This window comes from Thermosporothrix sp. COM3, assembly GCF_059696735.1.
Genome location: NZ_AP019376.1, coordinates 4,733,555 through 4,756,861, shown reverse-complemented (window position 1 = coordinate 4,756,861; position 23,307 = coordinate 4,733,555). Strand labels below are relative to the sequence as shown.

The following is a 23,307-nucleotide window of genomic DNA, read 5'->3' as shown; positions in this document are numbered from 1 at the left end:
AGTCAGGGTCCCGAAAGGGGAACAACGGCAGATGAGGGCGCTGTCTCCCCTATGAGCAGTCCGAACCGTTGGTTCTGTATTTTCTATGAGTGAGCGTGTCTCTGTTGTTGTATTTGTGGAAGCGGTCATCGGTGTGGTGTTCGGACTGTCATTTTTGTCAGTTGTCAGTTATAGAGCGAGTTAACGCATAAGTGGGAATAAGGCTAACATACTATGAGATGTCCTGTCTGTGGAACAGATAATGCGCCTGGCGAAGATTTTTGTGGGAACTGCGGCCTTGCCCTGGATTCTACAAATGCGAATGCGCCAACCGTCGTAACTCCTGTCAAAAGTGCCTCTCCGGTGAATACGGGGCCGACAGTAGTCTATCCAACCACGTCGCCCGGTATAACCGGAATGACGGGCGGCTCGGGAAAGCTTGCACCAAATATGGCGCTACAGAATGGGCGCTATGTTATTGAAAAGGTGCTCGGTGAGGGGGGGATGGGTACAGCCGCGCTTGCCAGAGATACGCGTGTGGCAAATAAACGCGTTGTGGTGAAAGAGCTGATTACTGACAGCAGTGATCCCACAAAATTAAGTGAGGACGTTGACAACTTCAACCGTGAAGTTGCGACACTGGCGAGCCTGAATCATCCGTCGATCCCTGATGTTACTGACAGCTTTCAGGAGGGATCGCGCTACTTCATGATTCAGGAGTATGTGCCCGGTGAGAATCTGGAAGCGTATATTGATCGGTTGCAGAAGCCATTGCCGGAGCGCGAGGTTCTGACCTATGCTTTACAGGTCCTTGATATCATTGACTATCTGGCACAGCAGAACCCACCCATTATTCACCGCGATATCAAGCCTGCCAATATCATTATCGGTGCGAGCAACAAAAAAGCACATCTGGTTGACTTTGGTATTGCGCGTGCGGATGTGAACAAGTATGCCAAGCGGAAGCAGACGTCGGCGTTGGGCACACAGGGCTATGCCCCGCCCGAACAATATAGCGGCAATGCAGACACCCGTTCGGATCTCTATGCGCTTGCGGCAACCATGCACCATCTCCTGACCAATCGCGATCCGCGCAATTATCCGCCGTTTAACTTTCCTGATGCCCGAACGCTGAATCCACAGCTCTCGGTTGAGACGGAGAAGATGCTGAAGAAGGCACTGACCATCGATGCCAGCAAGCGCTATCAGAGTGTCGGCGAGATGCGGAAAGATATTCAGGATATCTTGCGCAAGAACTATAACATGGGACGCAATACCATGCCTCAGCGTGGGACGGCGACTCAGGGCGGACAGGCTTCCCGTCCAGCGGCCAAACAGCCTGTAACGCCGCCTCCGGTGACGCCACCTCCTGTGCAACCTGTGTCGCCGCCAAAGAAAGAGTCTCATTGGGTGCGCAATTCGTTGCTGTTGCTGGTGGTGCTTGGCGTGATTCTGTTTGCGATTATCGGGGTCCCGCGTCTGTTCCCTGCGAAACAGGGGGCCAGCCCTGGAACAACCCCCACTGCGATCACGCAGACCGAACCCACCGCTAACGCGACTCCAACCCCCGGCGAAAAGAACGTCCTGGGTGTAGAGACGGTAGATGGGCAACTGATCGGGATCAGTGATGGCTCGACGGCCTTTGATCTGAATCGCCCGAGTGGTCCAGATAAGAAGGCCGCCGCGGAGAAGCTGAAGGCCGGAGATGTCAACAGCGCTCAGTCCCTCTGGCGAGCCGCGCTCGGGAAAGATAGCAGTGATGCAGAGGTGTTGATTAACCTGGAAAATCAGCGTGTGCTGGATTCTGGCAAGCCCTATGTAACGATTGTCGTGGGTACGATGCTGACCGGTGCAGCAGATAACATTCAGGCCGGGCGTGATCAGTTGCAGGGTGCCTATGTCGCGCAGAAGGAGTTCAACCAGAACAATGGGGCGCGTCTCGGTGGCAAGCTGGTTCGCCTGTTGATTGCTAATGGCGGCGATAGTGATCGCTTTGTGCCACAGGTTGCCAATCAAATTGTTGAGCTCGCTAAAAATGATCCAACCGTTGTGGGCGTGATGGGCTGGCCGTATAGCGCTCATGCACAGGCCGCGATTCGCGTACTGGGAAAAGCCCAGGTCCCGATGATTACCGGAACAGCTTCCAGTGATGATCTGACCGGCGTCTCTCCATACTTCTTCCGGGTCGCGCCATCCAATCAGGAACAGGCGAAGGTCGCGGCGAAGTACGCAAAGAGCAAGATGAACGCGAAGAATGTCGTTGTCTTCCAGGACCCTGCGAATACATATAGCCGCAGCCTGGCTGAAAGCTTTATGCAGGAGTTTCGGCAGGAGGGGGGCACGATTCTGGGCCCGGTTTCCTATACGCTGAAGGACGAGACCTCTATCAGTCAGGCGTTAGATGACGCGCTTCAGTTGAGCCCGGCACCTGATATGATCTACTTCGCGGGGTACTCCGATGATGTGAGTGTCCTTTTGAAGGATCTGCCTGAGAAGCCGAATACCCAGAACTTGCAGATCCTGGGCGGAGATGCGCTCTACAATCTGGGTGGCTATCCGGCAAATAACAGCGGTTTTAATCGGCTGCGCTTTACCGCATTTGCATATCCAGATGAATGGGATGTGCTCGGTCACGGAAGTCAGAAGCCGTCCTTCTATAAGGACTATCCAGACGCCTTTGACCCTAATCGGCGGCATCAGGGAAGCCCCTACGGCTTTACTCGTCCGGCCTTCAATGTGGTCCTGGGCTATGATGCAATGCTGGCCCTGCTGTCTGCGTGTGAGAACGCTACTAAGGGTGGAACGAACACACTGACACCTGAGGTAGTCAAAGATGCGCTGACTCAGATTACCGGGACCAAGGCCATTCAGGGCGCAAGTGGTCAGATTTCCTTCGGGGCAGATGGCAACCCGCTTGAAAAGCCTATTGTGATGCTTCGAGTCAACGAGCGCGGCCAGATTCAGATGGAATCGCAGCTCGGTTCTGGCAAGCTGTTAGTCGGTGAATAGCCAGCGAAAACAAAGAAGCGGTAGTGCTAAACAGCCTACCGCTTCTTCTTTTTGAGCGGATTCTTGATACGCTCCTGGATTTCGTCCAGCGTTACGCCTTCAATCTCCAGCGTTTTCTGACGTCCTGTTTCTCCTCGCACGATCTGAATGGAGCGTTTGGGCACCGCGAGGCTCTGTGCAAGCAGATCAATCAGCGCCGCGTTGGCTGCGCCATCAACTGGCGGCGCGGTCAGGCGGGCCTTAATCGTGCCCTGCTCCCACTCAAGGCTGTTTTTCCCGCTTCGGGGGATCACACGAACCGAAATGTACATACACTAGATGGGCAGGGCTTGCAGGATCAGGATCCTGATGATCTGAATGGAGAAGGCTGCCAGAAAGAACGAAAGGTCAAAGAAGCCAATTGGCTTAACAAAGCGTCGGAATGGCTCAATAAACGGGTCGGTGACATACGCAAGAAAGCGCACAATCGCGTAGCGCTCATCGATTTGAAACCAGGAGAGGAAAGCGCGCACGAAAAAGCAAATCATCAGGATGTTGAGCCCGATGTTTGCGATATAGTAGACGATCAGAAAGAAGATGCTCATACATTACTCCTGGACCGTTCGGACCTCAATAAAGGTGAGGCCGAAGAAATTGCGGCGGATGATCTCGGTAACGCGCACGCCCTGGAGATCTGGCAGGGTGGTAAAGTGGCGCTGGACATATTCACCAACTGGCCGGGCGGCGGCCCAACCGGCCAGCGTAGAGGCGGCAGCGGTTGCAATGCGGGTGCGGGTATTGCTGGATGCGAAGCCAAGCAGTGTCCCGAGGGTCACCATTGTGACTCCGACGGCCAGATTGGTGCCGCAATTGGGATGAATCGCCAGCTCCGCTTCTCCTGCTTGCAGGCGGCGCAGCGCTTCTTCAAGGGCGTGTCGTAGCTCTCCCAGGTCCACATCACCGAAGATAATGAAGCCGTTCGTATTGGAACGGGCGCTCACTGTCAGGTTCGGGACGCGTTGACTTAAAATGGTAATGGTTGCATGCTCAAGTGCATGGTTCTGGCGAATACGACGGCCAAACATAAAATCATCGAGTTGCATTCTGTTCCTCCTTGCACGATGCCTGTTGTCTGTCAATGACCGACATCGCCGCTAACAAGAGCTTACCGGGAAGGGCGTGCGCCGAAAATCGCTCGTCCAATTCGTACCATAGTTGCGCCTTCTTCAATTGCGACCTGATAGTCATCTGTCATGCCCATCGAGAGGTGATGCCAGGAATGCTGTGGAACGGCATCGCGCAGACGGTCACGAAGCTCGCGGAGCGCTCGAAATACCGGGCGTACCTCCTCGGGATTCGTAACCAGCGGCGCGACTGTCATCACGCCCTGTATATCCAGATGGGGGTATGCAGCGATCTCCCGGGCAACGCTCAGGCTCTCTTCCGGACGCATCCCTGCCTTTGAGGCCTCGCCTGCGATATTGATTTCCAGCAGGATAGGCAGGTGTTTTTCCCTGGATGCTGCCAGACGTTCCAGCACCTGAGCCAGATGAAGGCTATCAACGCTTTGAAGCATGTCAAATGCTTCGACCACTTTTCCAGCCTTGTTGCTTTGCAGGTGCCCGATCATATGCCAGTGAATCCCTTCCGGGTGAAAGGTCGCTATTTTCGGAAGCGCCTCCTGAACCCGGTTTTCCCCGAAATGGGTGAGCCCCTGCTGAAAAGCCAGTTGAACCAGTTCAACCGGCTTAGTTTTTGAAACGGCAATCAGCGTGATCTCTTCCAGCGGGCGGTTTGCCTTCTGGGCCGCTTCAGCGATTCTATTGCGAACTTGCTCGATATTGTGGGCAAGCTCTTCCGGTTCTAGAAACGATGATGAATGTTCTACCACAGTATACTCTCAAAATGTATCGGAATGTGTAATCGTTGCTGATGCTGATCAGTTGTAATACGCTTGATCGGGTACAGGAGTTGTGTGCCCTTTTCTCTATATCACATATATATTGTGCATACTGGCATAGATCAACGCATTCGTCAATATCGGGAAGAGAAAAGGTCATGATAGCTTGAAAGTACTCTTCAAAAAACGCTCGCTGTATTGGTTTTCTTTTCTCCTGTCTATCTGGCAAATTCGATCCCTGAGATCGGATACAGGCGTTGTGTGGCGTCATTGGCGTTCTTCGCTTTCGCCTGGATGCCATGAAGCTATACTGATATTATTTGAAATGATATTGTACGTCTTGATATAAAAAGGTACACTGTATGATGAGATAAGGCCTCTTTCAGAATTATGTGGTGAGGAGGGTTGTAAGGGTGGATGCCTCACGAGAGAAGCTGCCTGTCCTGCTGCTTCTCCTGTTGCTTTGTGTACTGCTGGCTGCTTGCAGTGGTGGATGGGAGAAGACCGAAAAACCAAGGCAAGATCTGCACATGACCGGGCCTACGTCCTGTGAGACCGAACAGCGGCCATTTCAGGCCGGGATCTCGTATCCTCAATGGAGTGTAACAGGGTACGGAGATGAGCACTGGAGCAAGAGCCTTGCCTTGCTCAAGGCCCAGACAGGCGCGTGCTGGATACAGATGCCAATTCTCCTGACGCAGGAAACATTGATCTCCACTGACGTGTTTCAGGATACAAACGCGCCTGCTCTCTATTCCTACGCAGAGGGTGTCAGAGCGGCTCATGCCCAGGGGCTGCGTGTCTTCACAACGTTTCTACTGACGGTGAAGCGAGATAGAAGCGACTGGGCTGGAGATATTTATTTTCAACGGAAGCAGGATATAGGCCGCTGGTTTGAGAGCTACTGGCAGGCGATCCAGCCATATGTACAGGTGGCGCAGGAGGAGAAGGTTGAGCAGTTGGCGCTTGGAACTGAACTAGAATGGCTGGCGGCCCATGCCCCCGCTCAACTCTGGACTCAGTTGCTGGGCCGTGCGCGTGCGCTCTATACCGGCTCTCTGGTCTATGACATGAACTGGACCGGCTTGCAGGAGGAGCCTCCTGCCTGGATGAAAGATCCTGCCCTGACCACAATAGGTGTATCGGCGTATATGCCGATTCTGCTGGAACCCCGACCGATTCCACGATCACATCTCACACTGGTCTGGAAGCAGCGTGAAGGGGCCGCCCTTGACACCTTTGCGCGTCGTCTGGGCAAACCGGTCCTGATTTCAGAGATCGGGTACCGTCGGCATAGCGATGCACTTGCTGATCCCTGGCGTGTGCATAGCAAGGCTCCGCTGGATCCTGCATTGCAGGCAAGCGCCTGTGAGGCCGCGCTTCAGTATGCCCTCAGCAACCCGCGCATCAGGGGGGTATTCTTCTGGGCCTGGGATGAGGTAGGGGCCATGAGCTTGCGCGATCAGCCCGCAGCCATCGTTTTGCGCAACTGGTTTACCTCTCCTCCCACAACGCCTGAATCCGAAAGCGAGGGTCCTTTTCGTCTTGCCGGTTGCAGAGCAGCGAAACAGCGATGTCAGCCGGGTGATGTACAGCGTCCTTCCAATGGGAGCCATACAGGAGAAGGATAAAGAGCATGATGATCCAACGAATGATAGCCCCTCGGCTCAAGATACCAAAGAAACAGACCTCGAATACCCTTGAGCACTATAAAGTATGGCTGGCAAAGCAGGCCGAGTGGGAGAAAAATCACGATCCGATCAAGGAAACCGAGGAATATCGCCGGGCTGCTGCACGGATTGTCAGAGTCAGAAATAAGAACGTTCAGGTATTTGTGCCGTTTCGTCCCGGCCTCTCCGCTTTTCAGGTATGGAGCAGGTCGCAGATGGGTATCGCTTGTATGGTCGTTCTGGCCGGTCTGGCTGGTGTCTTCTTCTCTGGCCTCTCTTTGCTCGTTACGACTATTGCGTTGATCACGATTGTCTATGCACTGCATTTGCTCCTGAGTTTCTGGATGCTGGCACGAGTCGCCGGGCCGTCGGAGACCACAAAGGTTGATGAAATCCTGCTTCGGCAACTCAAGGATGTGGAATGGCCGCGCTATACGGTGCTTTGTCCACTCTATCGGGAGGCGACGGTTGTGCCGCAGCTCTTGCGGGCGCTCAAGCAACTGGACTACCCTGAAGACAAATTACAGATCTTGCTGCTGACCGAGGAAGATGATACTCAGACCCGGAGCGTGATTCGGGCGCAAGCCCTGCCACCACATTTTCACCTGGTAACGGTACCTCCCGGAGAGCCGCGCACCAAGCCTCGGGCCTGTAACTATGGCCTGATGTATGCGACGGGAAGCTATATCGTCATCTATGATGCGGAAGATGTCCCGGACCCTTTCCAGTTGAAGAAGGCGGTCCTGGCTTTCGCGAGCCATGACACCGAGGTGGTCTGTGTGCAGGCCAGACTGAATTGCTATAACGCGAAGCAAAACCTGTTGACGCGCTGGTATACGGCTGAATATTCGATGTGGTTTGATCTGATCCTGCCTGGTTTGCAGAAGCTCGGGCTGATGGTGCCGCTTGGAGGAACCTCCAATCATTTTCGGGCTTCGGTTCTGCGTGCGCTTGGCGGGTGGGATGCCTTTAACGTAACGGAGGACTGTGATCTCGGGTTGCGGCTGTCGCGCTGCGGGTTCAAGACGGTTGTGCTGGACTCTACTACCTATGAGGAGGCCGTTTCGCAGGGGGGGAACTGGCTCCGACAGCGCTCCCGCTGGATCAAAGGCTACTTTCAAACCTACTTTGTGCATACGCGCTATCCGCTGACGCCGGGACGGAGAGAGCTACGCAACCTGTTTTCGCTTCATCTGCTTATCGGAAGCGGTGCCTGCATGCTGTTTATCAATCCGATTATGTGGGCGCTCTTTCTGCTCTATCTCTTCTGCAAAGATCTTGTGATGCCTTTCTATCATACGCTTTTCCCTCTGCCAATTTTCTATCTGGGGATTTTCTGCTTTGCTTTTGGAAACTTTTTCTATGTCTATCTGTACCTGCTTGGTTGTGCCCGAAGGAAGCTGTACGCTCTGATGCCATGTGCCCTGTTGATTCCCCTCTACTGGGTTGGGGGGTGTCTGGCCGCGTTGTTGGCGCTTGGTGAACTGGTGTTCCGCCCGCATTACTGGCAGAAAACCACGCATGGTCTGCATCTGAAGGATGGGCAGAGTATCCAGGGCTACCCACCAGAAGAGCGAGCCTCGGCAACGCTCAAGCTGACCAGAAGCCGAACGGATTTTATCCTCCCGGTCACTGATAAGATTCTGCGGGTCAATCCACTGCCAATGATGTTGAACCGGATGTATGCGACGCTACAAACGTTTCCGTTGCCGGTCTTTACGCGGATGCAGGCCCCTGCCGCAGAGGTGAAGAAGCGACGCCGCTCTGATCACTGGCTCATGGTCGTGCTTGGTACTGCCAGTGTGCTGAGTATCGCGAGCTGTGGTTACTTCTTCTGGCGGCGACAGATTTTGCTTTATAGCGAGGCGACCATCCAGTTGCGGCTGGCGCACCATGCCTTTGAGAGCATTGCGTCCGGGCAGGCGTTACCGGCAGGGACGTGGTTTTCGATGCCCCAGGTTGTGATGCTCCCATTTATCTGGAACTCCTATCTCTGGCAAACGGGACTTGCAGGTAGCCTGGGCTCGATGCTTTGCTATGTCTGTACTGCCTGCTTCTTGTACTTGACGATCAAGCGCCTGACGGGCAGAAGCATTCTGAGCTATCTGGGCACGCTGTTGTTTCTGCTGAATCCAAACATGCTGTACCTGCAAGCGACGCCGCTTGCTGAAGCGGTGGGTATTGCCACCTGTACGACGACGCTCTTCTTTTTTCTGGCCTGGGTGCAGGAGCAGCGGCTGCGTCTCCTGATCCTCTCAGGGGCCTGCTCGTTGCTGGCAATGATGGCTCATCCTCTTGGGTGGGGCGTGTTTCTGGCGCTACTAATCTTGCTTGTCGTGACCGGAAAACTTCAGCGGCAGTCTTTCTCCTGTATTGGAAGCAACCTGTTGCTCTTCGGTCTGTGGGGCGTGTGGGGGCTGGTGCTCTGGGAATGCTGGAATCTAATCCAGGCGCGTAATCCGCTGCTTGAGCTCTCTCGCCTGGCTTTATTCCCTGTTGAGATGTGGCATACACAGGGCATCTCTCCGGCCTTTCACCATATCGGGATAGCATTGAAAATTGCTGCGTTCGCACCTGCGTTCTTTGCCGGGATAGTACCTGTGATGCTGGCCTGTATCGGTATCGTGCTGTATGTCAGGCGGCAGAAATTGACGCCGGTCACGCTGACGGTGCTGACGTTTGGGATTGTTCCTTTCGTGTTTCTGGTGCTGGCGCTCTATACAGGACAGCTTTTTATCCTCTTGCCCGATACATCTCATGCCTCGTTTCACAATGTGCGATTTGGCTCGCTGCTGCTGGTGCCTGTGGCGCTGTTCTGTGCGCTGTTCTGTGATAGTGTGAGGCTGGAACACTGGCGGCCCTTCTCTCGCATCATGTTAGTGATCTTTGCGCTGCTGATTCTGGGGCAGTCTGTGGCGCTTGCGGCTGACGGGGGCGTTGTGCTAGAGGAGCGGCAGCAGGGTCAGACGTGTGAACCTGTGCCCCTGGTGTATCGCTACCTGGAGCAGCACTACAACGGAGGCATCATATTACAACGTCGGCCTGACCCGCGCCTTTCAACTATTCAGCGGCGCAACCTGCTTGATGAGCGCTCGGGCCTGCGGTGGAAGCAGGCGCTCCAGGAGCCGGAACGCTTTGCTGAGTGGGTCGTATATGATGGAGGCATGAAGGCACTGGATGTGAAGAGCGCTCGCTTTCGGACGCACTATCTGTTGCTGGTGCAGGATACATCGGGGATGCAACTGTTCTACAAAAAGGGAGGGCCGTCGCTGCATCATGTTGCCCGGGTGGTCGAGCAACCATGCCCTGAGCATCAGCATTAGTTTCCCTGTCTACTTCACGTAGGTGGACGCCTCCTGTTCCCTGGGGCGGCTCACCTGATGCCTCTGCTGGAGATACCGCCGGACGTGAGACGGCGGTATCTTTTTTCGGAGGATGTATTTTTGACACTCCCCGGGCCGAAAGAGTTGGGAATGCTTCTTTCAACTCGCATCCGTGCGCGTCGCAATAGCATGATGCCCTCCTGTCCAGAAGTCTTTGACGAGGTACAGTCGTTGGTTCCCTGTCTGCCTGATGGGACCTGTTCATGAAAAGGATTCTGACACAGGTGAGGTCCACTACCAAGTGACATTCGTATTCTCTGCCCAGAGGGAGCTGATGCACCATGAGCTCAAGCCTGGGACTTTCTGTCGCATTTTTGGTAATATGTAAAGATGTGGTGAGTGAATGTGTGTGTGCATAATCTGAAGATCAGGAGCGTGAGACATGGCCCTTTATGTAGATGGCGCCTACCTTGACGAGATTGAACAGGTTGCCGCTGTGCTACCAATCGCGGGAGTGACGACGAATCCGACCATTCTTTTGAATACGTGGAAACGTGGGCAGCATCTTGGAGCGCGGGAGCTCTTGCAGCAGCTTCTAGAGCGTGTGAGCGGCGATATCTTTATGCAGCCCTCTATTGCCAGCGAAGAGGATGGCTATCGTGAAGCAATGGGCTACATTGAGATCGCACCAGAGCGCATCTTACCAAAGATTCCGCTGACCCAGACCGGCATGAAGATCGCAATGCGATTGAAAAAGCAGGGGGTCCGTCTGGCGTTTACGGCTGTTACCTCAGTTGCGCAGGCGTATGCAGCAGGGTTGCTTGGTGCTGAGTTCATTATTCCCTACTATAATCGGATGCTGCGTAATGGTATTCAGCCTGCCGAGCGTATCAGTTGTATGGCGAAGATCTTTCAAGATCAGCAGTTGCCGACGCGTATTCTGGCGGCCAGTATCAAATCATCGGTTGAGGCGGCGCAGGCGCTGGCAGCGGGTGCACATGATCTGACAGTCCCTCCCGAGGTTCTACTGACAATGGTCACCGAGCCCGATACCGAAGAAGCGGTCGAGCGCTTTGAGAAGGATAGCAGCGAGCTACGATCGCTCTAGTTCAGGAAGGGGTGTGGGTCAGGATGCGCTGTTCTGACCCACCCTGTTCACGCAGGACGGAGCATGATCGTGACCGGAAAGCGGCCCGTCTGCCCGTTCTCCTTGCGATGTGAGAAGAAGTCAGCCGTGTTACAGCCGGTACAGATGTTGGCCGCCTCAATATGCTCCGGACGCAATCCAGCCAGGAGCAGCAGACGGCGATGAGTCTCTTGCAGGTTCAGGCGCAAGCTGTCGCGTCCGTTTTCCTGCACGATCCCAAAGGAAGCAGCTTCCCGAAGAAGTGGGCGGAACCGCTCCGCAATGGGGTCCTCGTCAAAGTTTGCCCGTCCCAGAAAAATGGCACGAACCTCTTCTGAAACCTCATAACAGCACTCTCCGATCGTCGGCCCGATCGCGGCGTGAATATCTTCAATGTGGCTGCCAAAGCGCTGTTGCATCGCCTCAATAGTGGTCAGGGTGACGCCACGAGCCGTGCCACGCCAACCGCCATGTGCGATCCCGATGACGTGTTGAACCGGGTCATAGAAAAGCAGGGGAGTACAGTCGGCAAAGGACATCGTCAGCGCCATGCCCCGGGTTTGTGTGATAATGGCGTCTCCTTTTCTGATCGTCTCGGGAGTCCAACCGGGCTGGAAATAACTGGCTGAGGACCAGTCAGAGCGCCAGGGTGCGTCCGGCTCATAGACATGAACATCAGCTCCGTGGATCTGCCAGAGCGTCACACAGGGCGAATCGGCGATATCAAGCGCCTCAAGTACCAGCCGCCGATTCTGTAGAACGTTTTCAACGGCATCACGTTTTTCTCGTAAGATAGAATGGGTTGTATTCAGGCTGTGATAAGGTGCCGGGCTGGTGCCACCGTGACGGGTAAAGACGCCGTGAACAAGCTCGGGGTACGCGGAAAGATGGTGAAATTGCAAGAACCGGAGTTGTTGATAGTGCTGTTCGATCAAGATAGTATCCTTCTTTATCAAGGTGGTCGAAATGGAGAAACTGTATGCTTGATTTTATTCTAGCATATAGAGGATGGGTAGCATAAGAAGGGAGTGAGGAACGGAGCCTTATTTCCTCACTCCTGAAGCTTCGTTATGTTCCTACATTGCAGCTCTGGGTGTCCGCTCCCAGTTCAAAAATGCGGTTAATCAACGGCTGGATGTTCTCACAATGCGGTATCACAACGTCCTGTTCCAGGCCGCCAATGCTGTAATCAATAACCTTGTCCCAGTGGCCATAGTTCTCTTTCCCTTCGCCCGGGCCAAGCGTCAGGCGCTGGATTTTCTCTGCGGTGAGCGTGCGTCCGAAATTGGCAAAGTCCAGCATCTCTTGCTCGCTCACGTTGGTGTAGACCTTCCCTTCGAGGTCTTTAAGAAGCTCTGGAAGCTTGTTCAGCAGGTCGAGGCCGTTGAGCTTCTTTTGGAGTGCTGTCAGTACCTGTTGCTGGCGATAGGTGCGTCCGATATCGCTGATCAGGTCGGCATGCCGCGAGCGCACATATTCAAGTGCCTCACGCCCGTTCAGGTGCTGAGGACCGGGTGCGATATAGAGCCGCTTGTATGCGTTCTTGTCTTGCGTGTGGACCTGCTTGTCCATATCATCCGGATAAGTGTCGTCAACAATGGGATGTTCAACCACAATATCGACGCCTCCAAGCAGGTCGATGACGTTGGCAAACCCATCAAGGCCGATCCATCCGTAGCGATCGATTTTAATGCCGTAGTTCTTTTCAACTGTCTGTTGTGCCAGAGCCACGCCATCTTCAAAGCTATTATTCTGGTTTGCACCGAGCAAGAAAGCCTGGTCTATCTTATGCATTCCATAGTCGTTGGGAATCGGAACCCAGGAATCACGAGGGATGGAGAGCATCGTAACCTTGTTTTGAATGGGATCGATACGTACAACCATCATAACCTGTGTCAGGACCGCAGGGAAGGTGTATTTTCTATCGTTATCGCTGCCAAGAAGAAGCAAATTCCAGGCTCGCCCTTGAATGCTGCTGAGTTGTGGTTCTGGCGTTTGCTGTTGCCCCGGCTTATTCTTAGTAATGGGTCGATAGAATTTGGTGAGTGGATCATGAATGTTCTGATAATAATACCAGTATCCTACTCCTAATATGGCGCCGAAGAGGACCAGAAACGCGAGAAAGATCGTCAACGCAATGCGTACCGGGCGGCGCTTGCGCTTCTTTTTTGTGCCCGGCATCTGGACGGTTGGCGTTTGGGAGAGCTCTTCGCGCCTCTGCTTGTCTGTTTCTTCTTTTGTTGTGGTTGCGGTCTCTGGTGGTGTATCGGGTCCCTCGGTTGACTGTGGCTCGGCAGGTGGCTTCTCTTCTACCGGCTCGCTAGATTGATTGTTTTGAGTATTTTGATCGGTCATAAATCATGCATTCCTGATAAGTATCTCAAAAAAGTATAAAGTGTCCGGGGGCCAGAGATAAAAGAAAAAGGTATCTATCAGAAGAGAGTGCTTCTGGCGGTGATTTGTTCCGCCGGGTTGCCGTATTTTCTCCTCCTGCTGTCTTTTTGCCGAGTATACTAAAGAAGGAATCGTTTGCTATGGGAAGATTGTACCATATTTAGATGTCCGTGATACAATGGTCTGAATAGATGACAATGTATCGCTGTCCCCCGGCTCGTAGCGAGAAAGGATATGGTCTTATGGATCTTGAACATATTCAACAGGCCTTGCGCGATGAGAAGATAGATGGGTGGCTCTTTTATGATTTTCGCAAGTCAAACCCGATCGCCTATCGGGTCCTTTCGCTCCCATTGAATGCTTTCTACTCGCGACGCTGGTTTTATTTTGTCCCGGCTCAAGGAACGCCAACAGCTATTGTCAGTGCGGTTGAGCCGCATGTGTTGAACGATTTGCCTGGAGAGCATCGTGTTTTCCGTACCTGGCAGGATTTGCATGCTCTACTAAAAGATACGTTGCAATCGTCCAAAAAGGTTGCAATGGAATATTCGCCCATGAACGCTATTCCCTACATTGCCCGTGTTGACGCTGGCACGGTCGAACTGGTGCGCTCGGCAGATGTGGAGGTCGTCAGTTCTGCTGATCTGTCACAATATTTCGTTGCTTGCCTGAATCCCTGGCAGATCGAGACGCATCGTATAGCCGGCAAAACGCTGATCGCGATAAAGGATAAGCTCTTTGCAGAACTGGGTGAGGATCTGCGCAGGGGGCGTGAGCTTGATGAGTATACGGTGGTGCAGCGCTTTGGCGCGATGCTTGAGGCGGCTGGCCTGAATCTGTCGCAGGGCTTGCCCCATGTGGCGGTGAATGCGAATGCCAGTAACCCCCACTATGAGCCGACGGCGACCACTTCTAGCCCGATCAAGCGCGGCGACCTGATCCTGTTCGACTTCTGGGCAACCACGCGAGATGAGGGCGCGATTGTCGCCGATTATACCTGGATGGCCTTTGCCGGAACCAGAGACGAGATTCCCCGGAAGCAGCGCGAGGTCTTCGAGGTTGTGAAGCAGGCACGTGATACTGCTGTTGCCTTTATCAGGGAGCGTATCGCCGCCGGAAAGCGCGTCCAGGGGTGTGAGGTTGACGATGTTTGCCGTGCCGTGATTGTCAAAGCGGGGTATGGCGACTACTTTGTGCATCGGACCGGCCATAGTCTGACCACGGCCACGCATGGCGAGGGGGCCAACAATGACAACTATGAGACACATGATAGCCGCTCTCTGTTGCCTGATACCTGTTGCACTATTGAGCCGGGCATCTACCTGCCAGAATTTGGAGTGCGCAGTGAAATTGACCTGATTATTGGCAAGAATGATGTTGAAGTAACCGGGGTTCCTGTCCAGGAAGAAATTGTGCCGCTTCTCTCATAAAGACCCACGAGAGGCCGACTTCCAGTCAGGAATGTCGGTCTCTTTTGTTTTGGATGGGGAGACATGCCGATCATTCTGAAAATACAACCAACGTCTGGGTATGGCGTATATAAGGTAGCAGCAGTCAGGATTGATAAACACTGCATCATAATAGCGTGAGTTGATATAATCAATCGAGAGTTCACCGTTTGGCTTTGTTGAAGCCACAGGATGGAGGCACCAGACTATGAGCGAGCGCAACACCGATCCCTATCTGCATAACTCAGGCCATACACCTTCGGATGATAAAAACGCGGATAAGACATATGCGGGCTCAGCTTCAAATTCAGAGAATCGAGGCTATTCCTGGCCAGATGATAAAGCGCAGCAAGATGAAATTGAAAAGACGATAGATGATATTAAACGTATGGTTGTTCAGGGAGCAAGTGAGGCTCAACAACGCATCAGGCGGGTGGTCGATAAAGCTGGCGATTACTGGCAAAAGATTCAGGAGCAACCCACTCCCCGGCAAGCGAACACCGTAGAAGAGCAGCGCCTGCGTCAACTGCTCAATATGTGGAGTAACGAAAACTGGCGTATTGCTAAAGACCTCGGTTCCTATGCGGAGTTGCATACCTGGGATAGTGGCGAGGTCTGGGAGGCGACATTACAGACGCGCTGGGAATCGCGGCAGATGGAGATTGTCAGCGAGCCCTACACCGGGCAGACTGTTGGTGCCCCAAAGCCGTTGCTCCCTGTCTGGGATTATGAGCTTCCACAGGTTGTGGGGCTGAAGCCGCCTCAGACACGCACTCGTCTGGAGAACATGGATGAGATTGTCTCGTGTACGAACTGCAATGGAACAGGGCATGTGCTCTGTGCCAATTGCACGGGGCGCGGGTGGGTGGTCTGTCCCGATTGTAAAGGACGAACGAAAAAGCGCTGTACTACCTGTCGGGGTCGTGGCTATATTGCTGATACCGAGCCCGGTGGCACAAAGAAGCCGTTCTTCAAGCGGCAGGCTGAAGGTGTGTCTCGATCGATCTCCGGGAAGTTCTCCGATCTCTTCGAGGGCATTCGACAGAAAGGTGTGCCGATTCCAAATCCGATAGATTCTGATCCCGCGGAGAAGGGACCGACGATTCCCTGTCCCGACTGTGTGAAAGGCGAGATGCCCTGCACCTGCGGCAATGGCAAGCGTGTCTGTGAGACCTGCGAAGGCTCACGGATGATGCTATGTAAGAACTGCAATGGGACAAGCAAGCTGGTGCGACATCGCGAGATCGCCCGGCGTTTTGACCTGCGCACCCGTACCGAGATCATCGGTCAGACCGATATACCCGCACAGCAGTTGCTGAAGGCTGGCGGTGATATTGTCTTCAATACCGAGGTCAATGAGCCTCTCTATGCCGCTGCTCCGCCAGATGGTGTCCCTGCTGAGGTATGGAGCACGGTCGTCAATATGGTCGATTCCGAAACTCGCCAGGGACGGGAGCGCTCTGGAACGGAGCCACAGTTACAGGCTCGCCCCACGCTTCAGGTGATTGAGCTGGCGCGTATCCCATACACGCGGGTCTTTTATCGCTTCGGCGATCATGATTACGTTGTGTATATCTATGACAGCGAGGGCAGTGAGAAATTCTATGCTGAGCAATTCCCGGCACGATGGGATAATATCGGACGTCTCTTCAAGGCAATCACGGCTGATCTGACAACCCCGGTGACTGTCCCAAATCCTGATGATAGCAATCGCCCGACCGGCGGCTATCGTGTTCCGGTAGAGGTTCCGCCCGAGGATCCCAACAACCCGGATACCTTTGACGAGCATGGCGGCAAGAATCCTTATCGCTATAAGTAGGCGCGAAACGAACCGTTTTGCACCTTCCAGCGAGAAGAGCGGATACCCAGAGATGGGCGTCCGCTCCTTATTTTGGGGGGGACGCGTGACGCTTTGCCTGTAAAGACGATAGTTATTAACGAATTATCGCATGCGAAGCCTGAGAAGGTAAGGAAACCTCTTTTTTATGCAACAATCGTTATCTGTTCATGATATGAAAGCCGCTGATCTCTATCAAAAATATTCTGTTAACTTATTTGCATATTTACGGCTGCATCTTGCCTCACGTGAGGATGCAGAAGACATGCTGGTAGAGATTTTTCTAGCAGCGCTCGAAAATGAAAAATTGAAAGATCTAGGTGAAGACTATCAGCGGCGTTGGCTCTGGCGGGTCGCTCATAATAAAGTGGCCGATTACTATCGGTCGAGAGAGAAACGTCAGGCGGTTGCCCTGGAAACGGTCACTGACTCGATGTATGAAGATGAAGAGCTGGCTCCCGAGCGGCTGGCCGAGCGTGGGGAGGACTATGCACGGCTCTATGCTCTCATAAGACAGTTGCCTGACATTCAACGCCGTGTGCTTGAATTGCGCTTTGTCCAGGGGATGCGTTGTCGGGAAATCGCTGAGCTTGTAGGAAAAAGAGAAGGAAATGTGCGTATGTTGATTTCGCGAGCGCTGAATCTCTTACGGGCTTTATATCAAGAGGCCAGAAGGGAGAACGGACAATGACAGAACGACACAGAGAATTTGATGCCGAGCACATAGATGAGCAGGTGGAAGAGCTGCTTCGGGCCGCATCAGAACCAACAACGTCAGAGGACGTCGACCAGCGCTTTGTGTATGATCTCCGGGATATTCTCGCCTCGTATGATGAGGATCAGCGTTCGGTCGATTGGGCCTGGTCTCGTATCGCGAGCCGAATGGCGCAGCCTGTATCACAATCACGCATACAGAGAACAAAACGCATGCGCCGAAGCTGGCTTGCAGATCTCAGAAAAGTGCCTGTCCTGCGGTTCGGAATCCTGGTGGCCGCCTGTTTGCTTCTCCTGCTGGTGAGCAGTGTCGCGTTTGCTCTCTATCAGGCGAAGCAGAATCAGCACCTGTCCCGGACAGCGGAGATACCGCCCTCTCAAAAAGGTGCTACACCCACGCTGGTTCAGACCTATGCGACTTCGGAGGCACCGGTGTACTCGCTTGAGTGGTCACCAGATGGGAAGCACATTGTCGCCGTGATTGGTGATACCGTCAAAAGCTGGAACGCGCTGACCGGGTCCGATGAGAAGGTATACCCGCTTCCGAGACTGCGAGGAGCGATTACGGATGTCAGATGGTCGCCAGATGGACGCTTGATCGCGGCTGGCACTGGAAGTCAATTGGTCATCTGGAATGCCGAGAATAGACAGGTCGTCAGAGTCCTCGGCGCTCAGCTACCAGGCTCAGATCAGCTGATTGGCTCGATTCTCAACCTGAGCTGGCTGCCGGATGGAAAGTCGATAGAGGCGCTGGTATCTGTCGAGGGCCAGATGTTGACCCAGATGTTTGTGATCTGGCATGTAGACGATGGTGCGCAACAGCGTGTAGTGTCACTCAATGGATTTGCGACCTCCGTCGCGTGGTCTCCTGATAGAAGTCGGATAGCAACCGAGCAGAACGGCAAGATGATGATCTGGAATGCCAGCACGCTTGAGAAAGTTGCGTCTTATGATGCGGTGGCTTCGCTGTTTGCCTGGTCTCCGGATAATCGTTCCCTGGCGCTGGTGGTCCCTGGTCGGGACCAGCATCGTCAGGTGATTATCTATGACGCTCAAACCGGGGCTCAGAAACTGGTCTATAGCGGATACGGCAACGTGAATGATATTGCGGACCTTGCCTGGTCGCCTGATGGCTCGCGGCTTCTCTCCTCTGCCTGGTTGAGCCTGCATATCACAACGCCGGATGGACAGAACACAAGGTCGACCGGGCTGCGCAGCGAGTTTTGTATCTGGAATGTGGTTGATGGGACAACGTTGTATACCTCGGCGGAACAGAACCAGTTTTTAGGGGCGCTGGCCTGGTCGCCTGATGGTTCCTTCTTTGCGGTCGGTGAAAGCTTCTGGGGAGGTGGAAAGAGTAAGGAACCGCTGGCTATTCGGATCTGGAAGGTATCCTGAAAGCAAAAGGAGCCGGGAGGAAGCCCCCCCGGCTCACGCTGTACTACTGTCCCTGATTCAGGGTCTGAGTGAGATGGTTGACCAATTGAGAGCGATCAACCTCAACCTGCTTGCTCTCAAGGTCGGACTCTTCTGCTTGCATGTTCTTCAAAATGACGGCGTTGCGCGTCAGCTCATCCTCCATGATCAGGACTGCATAGGACGCATGTGAATTATTGGCCTGCTTGAGCTGCGCTTTCCGGCTGCGGTCTCCATAGCTCATCTCGGTTTTAAGACCGGCATGGCGCAACTGGGCCGTGATCTCAACCGCGGCCTGTTTGAGTTCTGGCTTGCGGTCAAAGTAGACCACAAAGACCTCAGTAGAGCGCTCTGGGGGCGGCTCAATCCCCTGACGCTTCATCTCATTGATGATACGCTCAATCCCAAGCCCAAAGCCAATCCCGGGTGTATGTGGGCCACCCAGGAGTTCGGCAAGGCCATCATAGCGGCCACCGCCATTGATCGCCAGCTTATCCTTTTCGTTGGTGAACTCGAACACGGTACGGGTATAGTAATCCAGACCACGGACGATCAATGGATCGTGGACATAGGGCACACCATAGGCGGTGAGATACTGTTTCACGGCGTCGAAATGGGCCTGACAGGCTTCGCAAAGATGCTCGGAGATTTTGGGTGCCGCGGCAATTTTCGCCTGGTCCCTGGGATCTTTACAGTCAAGCATGCGCAATGGGTTCTTGGTATAGCGCACTTTACAATCATCACAGCAATCGTCCAGTAGCGGGCGATAGTATTCCTTCAGCAGCTCAACATACTGCGGGCGGCAGTTCTGATCGCCAATGCTGTTGATAGAGGCACGGATGTGTTTCAATCCCAGGCGGGTAAAGAGTTCATGAAGCAGACCGATGATCTCGGCGTCAAGCGCTGGATCTTCTTCTCCGATGGCCTCACATCCGAACTGATGGTGCTGCCGATAGCGCCCGGCCTGAGGACGTTCACGACGGAACATCGCCATATCAAGATAGAACAGCTTGACTGGCTGAGGGAGCTTGAACATGCCATGCTCAATATAGGCACGCATCACGCTGGCCGTTGCCTCCGGGCGTAGTGTGATGCTCTGGCGGCGTCCCTCTTTGTCGGGGCGATCGTCAAAGGTATACATCTCTTTCGTCACGATGTCGGACGATTCGCCGGATGTGCGGCGAAAGACGGCTGTCTCTTCAAGCAGAGGCGTATCAATGCGGCGATATCCAAAAAGCGTGGCAACCTCGGTCGCTACCTGCTCGAAGTAGCGCCAGTAGGGCTGCTCATCCGGCAGAATATCGCGAAAACCCTGTAATGCTCGAAATTGTTCTGGCATAACGATCTTATCTCCTCCAAGCACTTTGCGAATAGAGCTATTATAGCAGATTCTTACATGACTGTAGAGACATCGCAGACAAGAATATCACAACTTTCTTACAATCCGGTACAACACGTTGAAAAATGCTGAAACGTGAGACCTGAATGTGTGCTAAATAGAAGTGGGGCGATCTCTCCCCACATGATGGAAGAAGGAGAGTCTAAAAGTGTCAAGAACGATTTGGTGCGATATCGAGACTGCGGTCAGTGTCGTGCAGTCTGGTGATAGAGTGTTTGTACAGGGGGCCGCCGCGACCCCGACCGCGCTGACAGAGGCGCTTGTCAGACGGGGCGAAGAGCTGCATAATGTCGAGATTGTGCATATGCATACGCATGGTCCCACTCCCTATACCGAGGAGCGTTGGGAAGGCCATTTCTTTTTGCGCTCGTTTTTTGTGGCCGAAAATGTGCGCGAAGCGGCCAATAGTGGCAGAGCAAGCTATACTCCTGTCTTTCTCTCAGATATCCCGTTGTTGTTTGAGCCGGGCGGGGAGCTCCCGATTGATGTTGCCTTTATTCAGGTATCGCCGCCCGATCGGCATGGCTACTGTTCGCTTGGTCCCTCGGTTGATGTGACGCTGGCGGCAGTCCAGCATGCGCGTACCGTTGTGGCGCTGGTGAATCCCAATGTACCGCGTACGCATGGGGAAAGCTTTTTGCCCTTCTCGCGGGTGCATTTCGCAGTGCACTGGGAGGCCCCATTGTATGTGGTGGCCCGTCAGACGCCTGATGAGGTACAACTGAGCATCGGTCAGCATGTAGCACGGCTGATTGATGATGGTGCGACGCTTCAGCTTGGGATCGGCGCGATACCCGATGCGGTGTTGCGAGCCCTGGATAACCGCAAAGATCTGGGTGTGCATACCGAGATGTTTTCTGATGGTGTGCTGGATCTGGTCGAGAAAGGCGTGATTACCGGCGCCCGGAAGAAGCGGGATCAGGGAAAGATTGTCTCAAGCTTTGTGCTCGGCTCACAACGAGTCCTTGATTTTATTGACAACAATCCTGCCGTTGAACTTCATCCCACAACCTACACCAATAATACCGCGATTATTCGCCAATTCGAGCATATGGTGGCGGTCAATAGCGCCTTGCAGGTTGATCTTACAGGTCAGGTCTGTGCAGAGTCAATCGGACCATATACCTATAGCGGTGTGGGCGGGCAGATGGACTTTCTGCGTGGGGCGGCGCTCTCACCGCGGGGTCGTCCGATTATCGCGCTTCCTGCTACTGCCCGAGAGCCACGAACGAGCTATCGTACCGAGGCGCTGGCCCATCTGGATCTGGGAGCGCTGCGCCTGGACCCGGTTGAGGGACATATCTCGCGGATTGTTCCCATTTTGACGCCGGGTGCAGCGGTTACGACATCACGAGCGCACGTGCATTACGTTGTAACCGAATATGGCATCGCGGAGCTGCATGGGCGTAATCTGGCGGAACGGGTACGCGCCTTGATAGAGGTGGCCGCTCCTCAGTTCCGTGAAGGGTTAGAGCGGGCAGCCTATGCATTGCACCTTCTACCCGCTCGTTTCTACTAAACAGTCCAGAAGCCAACCAGAAATTGTAGTAGAAAAAAGGCTTGCAAGGAGCTTGCCAGTACCAGATAGTGCAGGTGAACCTGTTTCTGCATCCCAAGCTTTGCCAGGACGATAAAGGCTGGAAAGAGCTCCAGCACTAACCGTGAGAGCGATTGGAGCGGAAAGCCATCGTATGAGGGAAAGAGGATCAGAAAGAGATAAGCGACAAGCCCATAGAGCGCGTAGACCCGCTCGCGGGCGCTGAACTTCCAGGGGCCAACAAACGTCAGGGCTGTGAGCGCAAGCAAGATAAGCCCGGTGCTGAGATCAATGACGTTATGGATTGAGGCAAAGCCCAGAAGCGGCTGTTGACGAATCACGCCGAACGCCTTCAGGAAACCATAGCCGGGCAGACTCAGAACGCGATTCCAGCCCGCCTGTGCATGGGAAAAGGCCAGCGGATCGCCGAAGCGATACCAGCAATAGAGCGCGAAGAGCCCCAAACCGGTGGGTAATAGCAGTACGCTCAGGCCATCCAGCCGCAGCGCCCGCCAGTTCCACCCATGCTGACGCAGATAGTCATAGCAGAAGGGCAGACAGAGCAGGATTCCAGCGGAGCGCGTCAGGCAGGCAAGGAAGCCTACCAGACCCGCCAGCCACCAGCGCCCTTTGCGAATCTGGTAAAAGCAGAGCAGGGTAAAGAACAGGAAGAGCGATTCGTTGTAGGCTGCTGAGAGAAAGAAGGCCGTCGGAAAGAGTGCCAGATAGAGCGTTGTTCGGGCGGCCAGGATGGTGCCAAAATCACGCTCAACCAGACGATACAATATGACAAAGACACCGAAGAGGGCCAGGTTAGAAAGCAGCAGCCCAGCCACCAGCGCGTTTCGGGTGAGGAGGGCCAGGCCAGATTCAAATAGGGGATAGAGCGGAAAAAATGCGGTCCGCCAGGCCTCGTCATAGCCCTTACTGGCAATAAATACAAAATGGTCAGTGTCCCAGCGTCCCCACCATGAGAGGAGCATGGGTAATGCCAGGGATTTCTGCGTAAAATTTTCCAGATGAAAAAGACTACTCAAATAGGTGAGTAGAAAATAGGCAATATGTGTTGCAGTATAGAGTGGAAGGACAGCCAGAGCCGCTTTTTGCCAGGGGCGAAAGACCTGAGCCGGGCGGGTGGGCGCAAGCTGTTGCTGAAATTCGGTGATGGGAAGTGGTGCCGGAAATATTGGCTCCAGAGGAATATTCTGGGTGTGTGCGTCGTTCGATAGATCCATGTAACCTTTATCCTGACTAGCTGCCGATAACAGGTGCGTCCCCTTTCAGGAGCACCCATATGTGTTTCTGGCAGGCACAAAGTATGCTTCTGGATGGTGCATCCTTGCCTGTTCTTCCTTTCTTATGGTTGTGCTTGTTGATTCAAACGGAAAAAGAAGAGGCGAGTAACACTATCTCTGGAGGATAAGAGAAATTATGGAAGATAGTATCATGCTTTTCAATTTTTAAATGGTAGAGATGGAGTAATATGAAGAGGAGCATTGTGCAGATGCTATGAAGTTTGGTGGGTCGTCCTTCGCTGTCTTTCTCAAAATGGGCCCCTTGTGCTACAAAGTATAGA

General features: G+C 53.7%; 17 protein-coding genes. 9 read left to right on the top strand and 8 right to left on the bottom strand.

All coding sequences use genetic code 11. The features are described from left to right. Positions 1-213: 213 nt before the first annotated feature. Positions 214-2,988 carry a protein kinase domain-containing protein gene (locus KTH_RS20140; protein ID WP_497620705.1) on the top strand — a complete coding sequence of 925 codons (2,775 nt, stop codon included), beginning with the start codon at positions 214-216 and terminating at the stop codon, positions 2,986-2,988. A 35-nt stretch (positions 2,989-3,023) separates the two neighbouring features. Here KTH_RS20140 and KTH_RS20135 read toward each other — a convergent pair whose 3' ends face one another. The 4 genes from KTH_RS20135 to KTH_RS20120 form a co-directional block, all read right to left on the bottom strand. Continuing rightward, a complete protein-coding gene (locus KTH_RS20135) occupies positions 3,024-3,299 on the bottom strand; it encodes a DUF167 domain-containing protein (RefSeq protein ID WP_111319420.1) in 276 nt (91 codons plus the stop codon). Between the two features lie 3 nt (positions 3,300-3,302). Next, positions 3,303-3,572, bottom strand: a complete 270-nt coding sequence (locus KTH_RS20130; RefSeq protein ID WP_111319418.1) for a YggT family protein — start codon at positions 3,570-3,572, stop codon at positions 3,303-3,305. A gap of 3 nt (positions 3,573-3,575) precedes the next feature. Then, complete coding sequence (locus KTH_RS20125) at positions 3,576-4,070, bottom strand: DUF6391 domain-containing protein (protein WP_111319416.1); 495 nt, start codon at positions 4,068-4,070, stop codon at positions 3,576-3,578. 62 nt (positions 4,071-4,132) lie between these two features. Then, entirely contained in the window at positions 4,133-4,858 is a 726-nt protein-coding gene (locus KTH_RS20120) for a YggS family pyridoxal phosphate-dependent enzyme (protein ID WP_211326018.1), read from the bottom strand. Positions 4,859-5,280: 422 nt separating this feature from the next. Between KTH_RS20120 and KTH_RS20115 the strand changes: the two genes are divergently transcribed. The 3 genes from KTH_RS20115 (at position 5,281) to KTH_RS20105 (ending at position 10,968) form a co-directional block, all read left to right on the top strand. Beyond that, entirely contained in the window at positions 5,281-6,498 is a 1,218-nt protein-coding gene (locus KTH_RS20115; protein WP_497620702.1) for a glycoside hydrolase family 113, read from the top strand. A gap of 5 nt (positions 6,499-6,503) precedes the next feature. Further along, entirely contained in the window at positions 6,504-9,860 is a 3,357-nt protein-coding gene (locus KTH_RS20110) for a glycosyltransferase (RefSeq protein WP_497620700.1), read from the top strand. 442 nt (positions 9,861-10,302) lie between these two features. Continuing rightward, a complete protein-coding gene (locus tag KTH_RS20105; protein ID WP_111319410.1) occupies positions 10,303-10,968 on the top strand; it encodes a transaldolase family protein in 666 nt (221 codons plus the stop codon). Between the two features lie 47 nt (positions 10,969-11,015). Here the strand turns inward: KTH_RS20105 and pgeF are convergent, their stop codons facing one another. Both pgeF and KTH_RS20095 read right to left on the bottom strand, forming a co-directional pair. Continuing rightward, positions 11,016-11,942 (bottom strand): peptidoglycan editing factor PgeF, encoded by a 927-nt coding sequence (gene pgeF / locus KTH_RS20100; protein WP_497620697.1) that lies wholly within the window; start codon positions 11,940-11,942, stop codon positions 11,016-11,018. A 112-nt stretch (positions 11,943-12,054) separates the two neighbouring features. Continuing rightward, a complete protein-coding gene (locus KTH_RS20095) occupies positions 12,055-13,341 on the bottom strand; it encodes an LCP family protein (RefSeq protein WP_111319406.1) in 1,287 nt (428 codons plus the stop codon). Between the two features lie 281 nt (positions 13,342-13,622). On the opposite strand from KTH_RS20095, the gene KTH_RS20090 reads away from it, so the two are divergent. The 4 genes from KTH_RS20090 to KTH_RS20075 all read left to right on the top strand — a co-directional run bounded on the left by KTH_RS20090 (position 13,623) and on the right by KTH_RS20075 (position 18,777). Beyond that, positions 13,623-14,810 carry a M24 family metallopeptidase gene (locus KTH_RS20090; RefSeq protein ID WP_170142356.1) on the top strand — a complete coding sequence of 396 codons (1,188 nt, stop codon included), beginning with the start codon at positions 13,623-13,625 and terminating at the stop codon, positions 14,808-14,810. A gap of 226 nt (positions 14,811-15,036) precedes the next feature. Further along, positions 15,037-16,647: a DnaJ-like cysteine-rich domain-containing protein gene (locus KTH_RS20085; RefSeq protein ID WP_111319402.1), complete on the top strand. Its 1,611-nt coding sequence runs from the start codon at positions 15,037-15,039 to the stop codon at positions 16,645-16,647. Positions 16,648-16,813: 166 nt separating this feature from the next. Next, positions 16,814-17,356, top strand: a complete 543-nt coding sequence (locus KTH_RS20080; RefSeq protein ID WP_111319400.1) for an RNA polymerase sigma factor — start codon at positions 16,814-16,816, stop codon at positions 17,354-17,356. Then, the gene (locus KTH_RS20075) at positions 17,353-18,777 is read left to right on the top strand and encodes a WD40 repeat domain-containing protein (RefSeq protein ID WP_497620694.1); all 1,425 of its coding nucleotides are present in this window, start codon (positions 17,353-17,355) and stop codon (positions 18,775-18,777) included. The genes KTH_RS20080 and KTH_RS20075 overlap by 4 nt, the downstream gene beginning before the upstream one ends. Before the next feature lie 43 nt (positions 18,778-18,820). Here the strand turns inward: KTH_RS20075 and hisS are convergent, their stop codons facing one another. Next, positions 18,821-20,134: a histidine--tRNA ligase gene (gene hisS / locus KTH_RS20070; protein WP_497620692.1), complete on the bottom strand. Its 1,314-nt coding sequence runs from the start codon at positions 20,132-20,134 to the stop codon at positions 18,821-18,823. A gap of 208 nt (positions 20,135-20,342) precedes the next feature. Here hisS and KTH_RS20065 point away from each other — a divergent pair, with 208 nt between their 5' ends. Next, on the top strand, positions 20,343-21,713 hold the full coding sequence (locus tag KTH_RS20065) for an acetyl-CoA hydrolase/transferase family protein (RefSeq protein WP_111319394.1): 1,371 nt from the start codon (positions 20,343-20,345) through the stop codon (positions 21,711-21,713). Here KTH_RS20065 and KTH_RS20060 read toward each other — a convergent pair. Beyond that, positions 21,710-22,966, bottom strand: a complete 1,257-nt coding sequence (locus tag KTH_RS20060) for a mannosyltransferase family protein (protein ID WP_111319392.1) — start codon at positions 22,964-22,966, stop codon at positions 21,710-21,712. The genes KTH_RS20065 and KTH_RS20060 overlap by 4 nt on opposite strands. Positions 22,967-23,307: the final 341 nt, after the last annotated feature.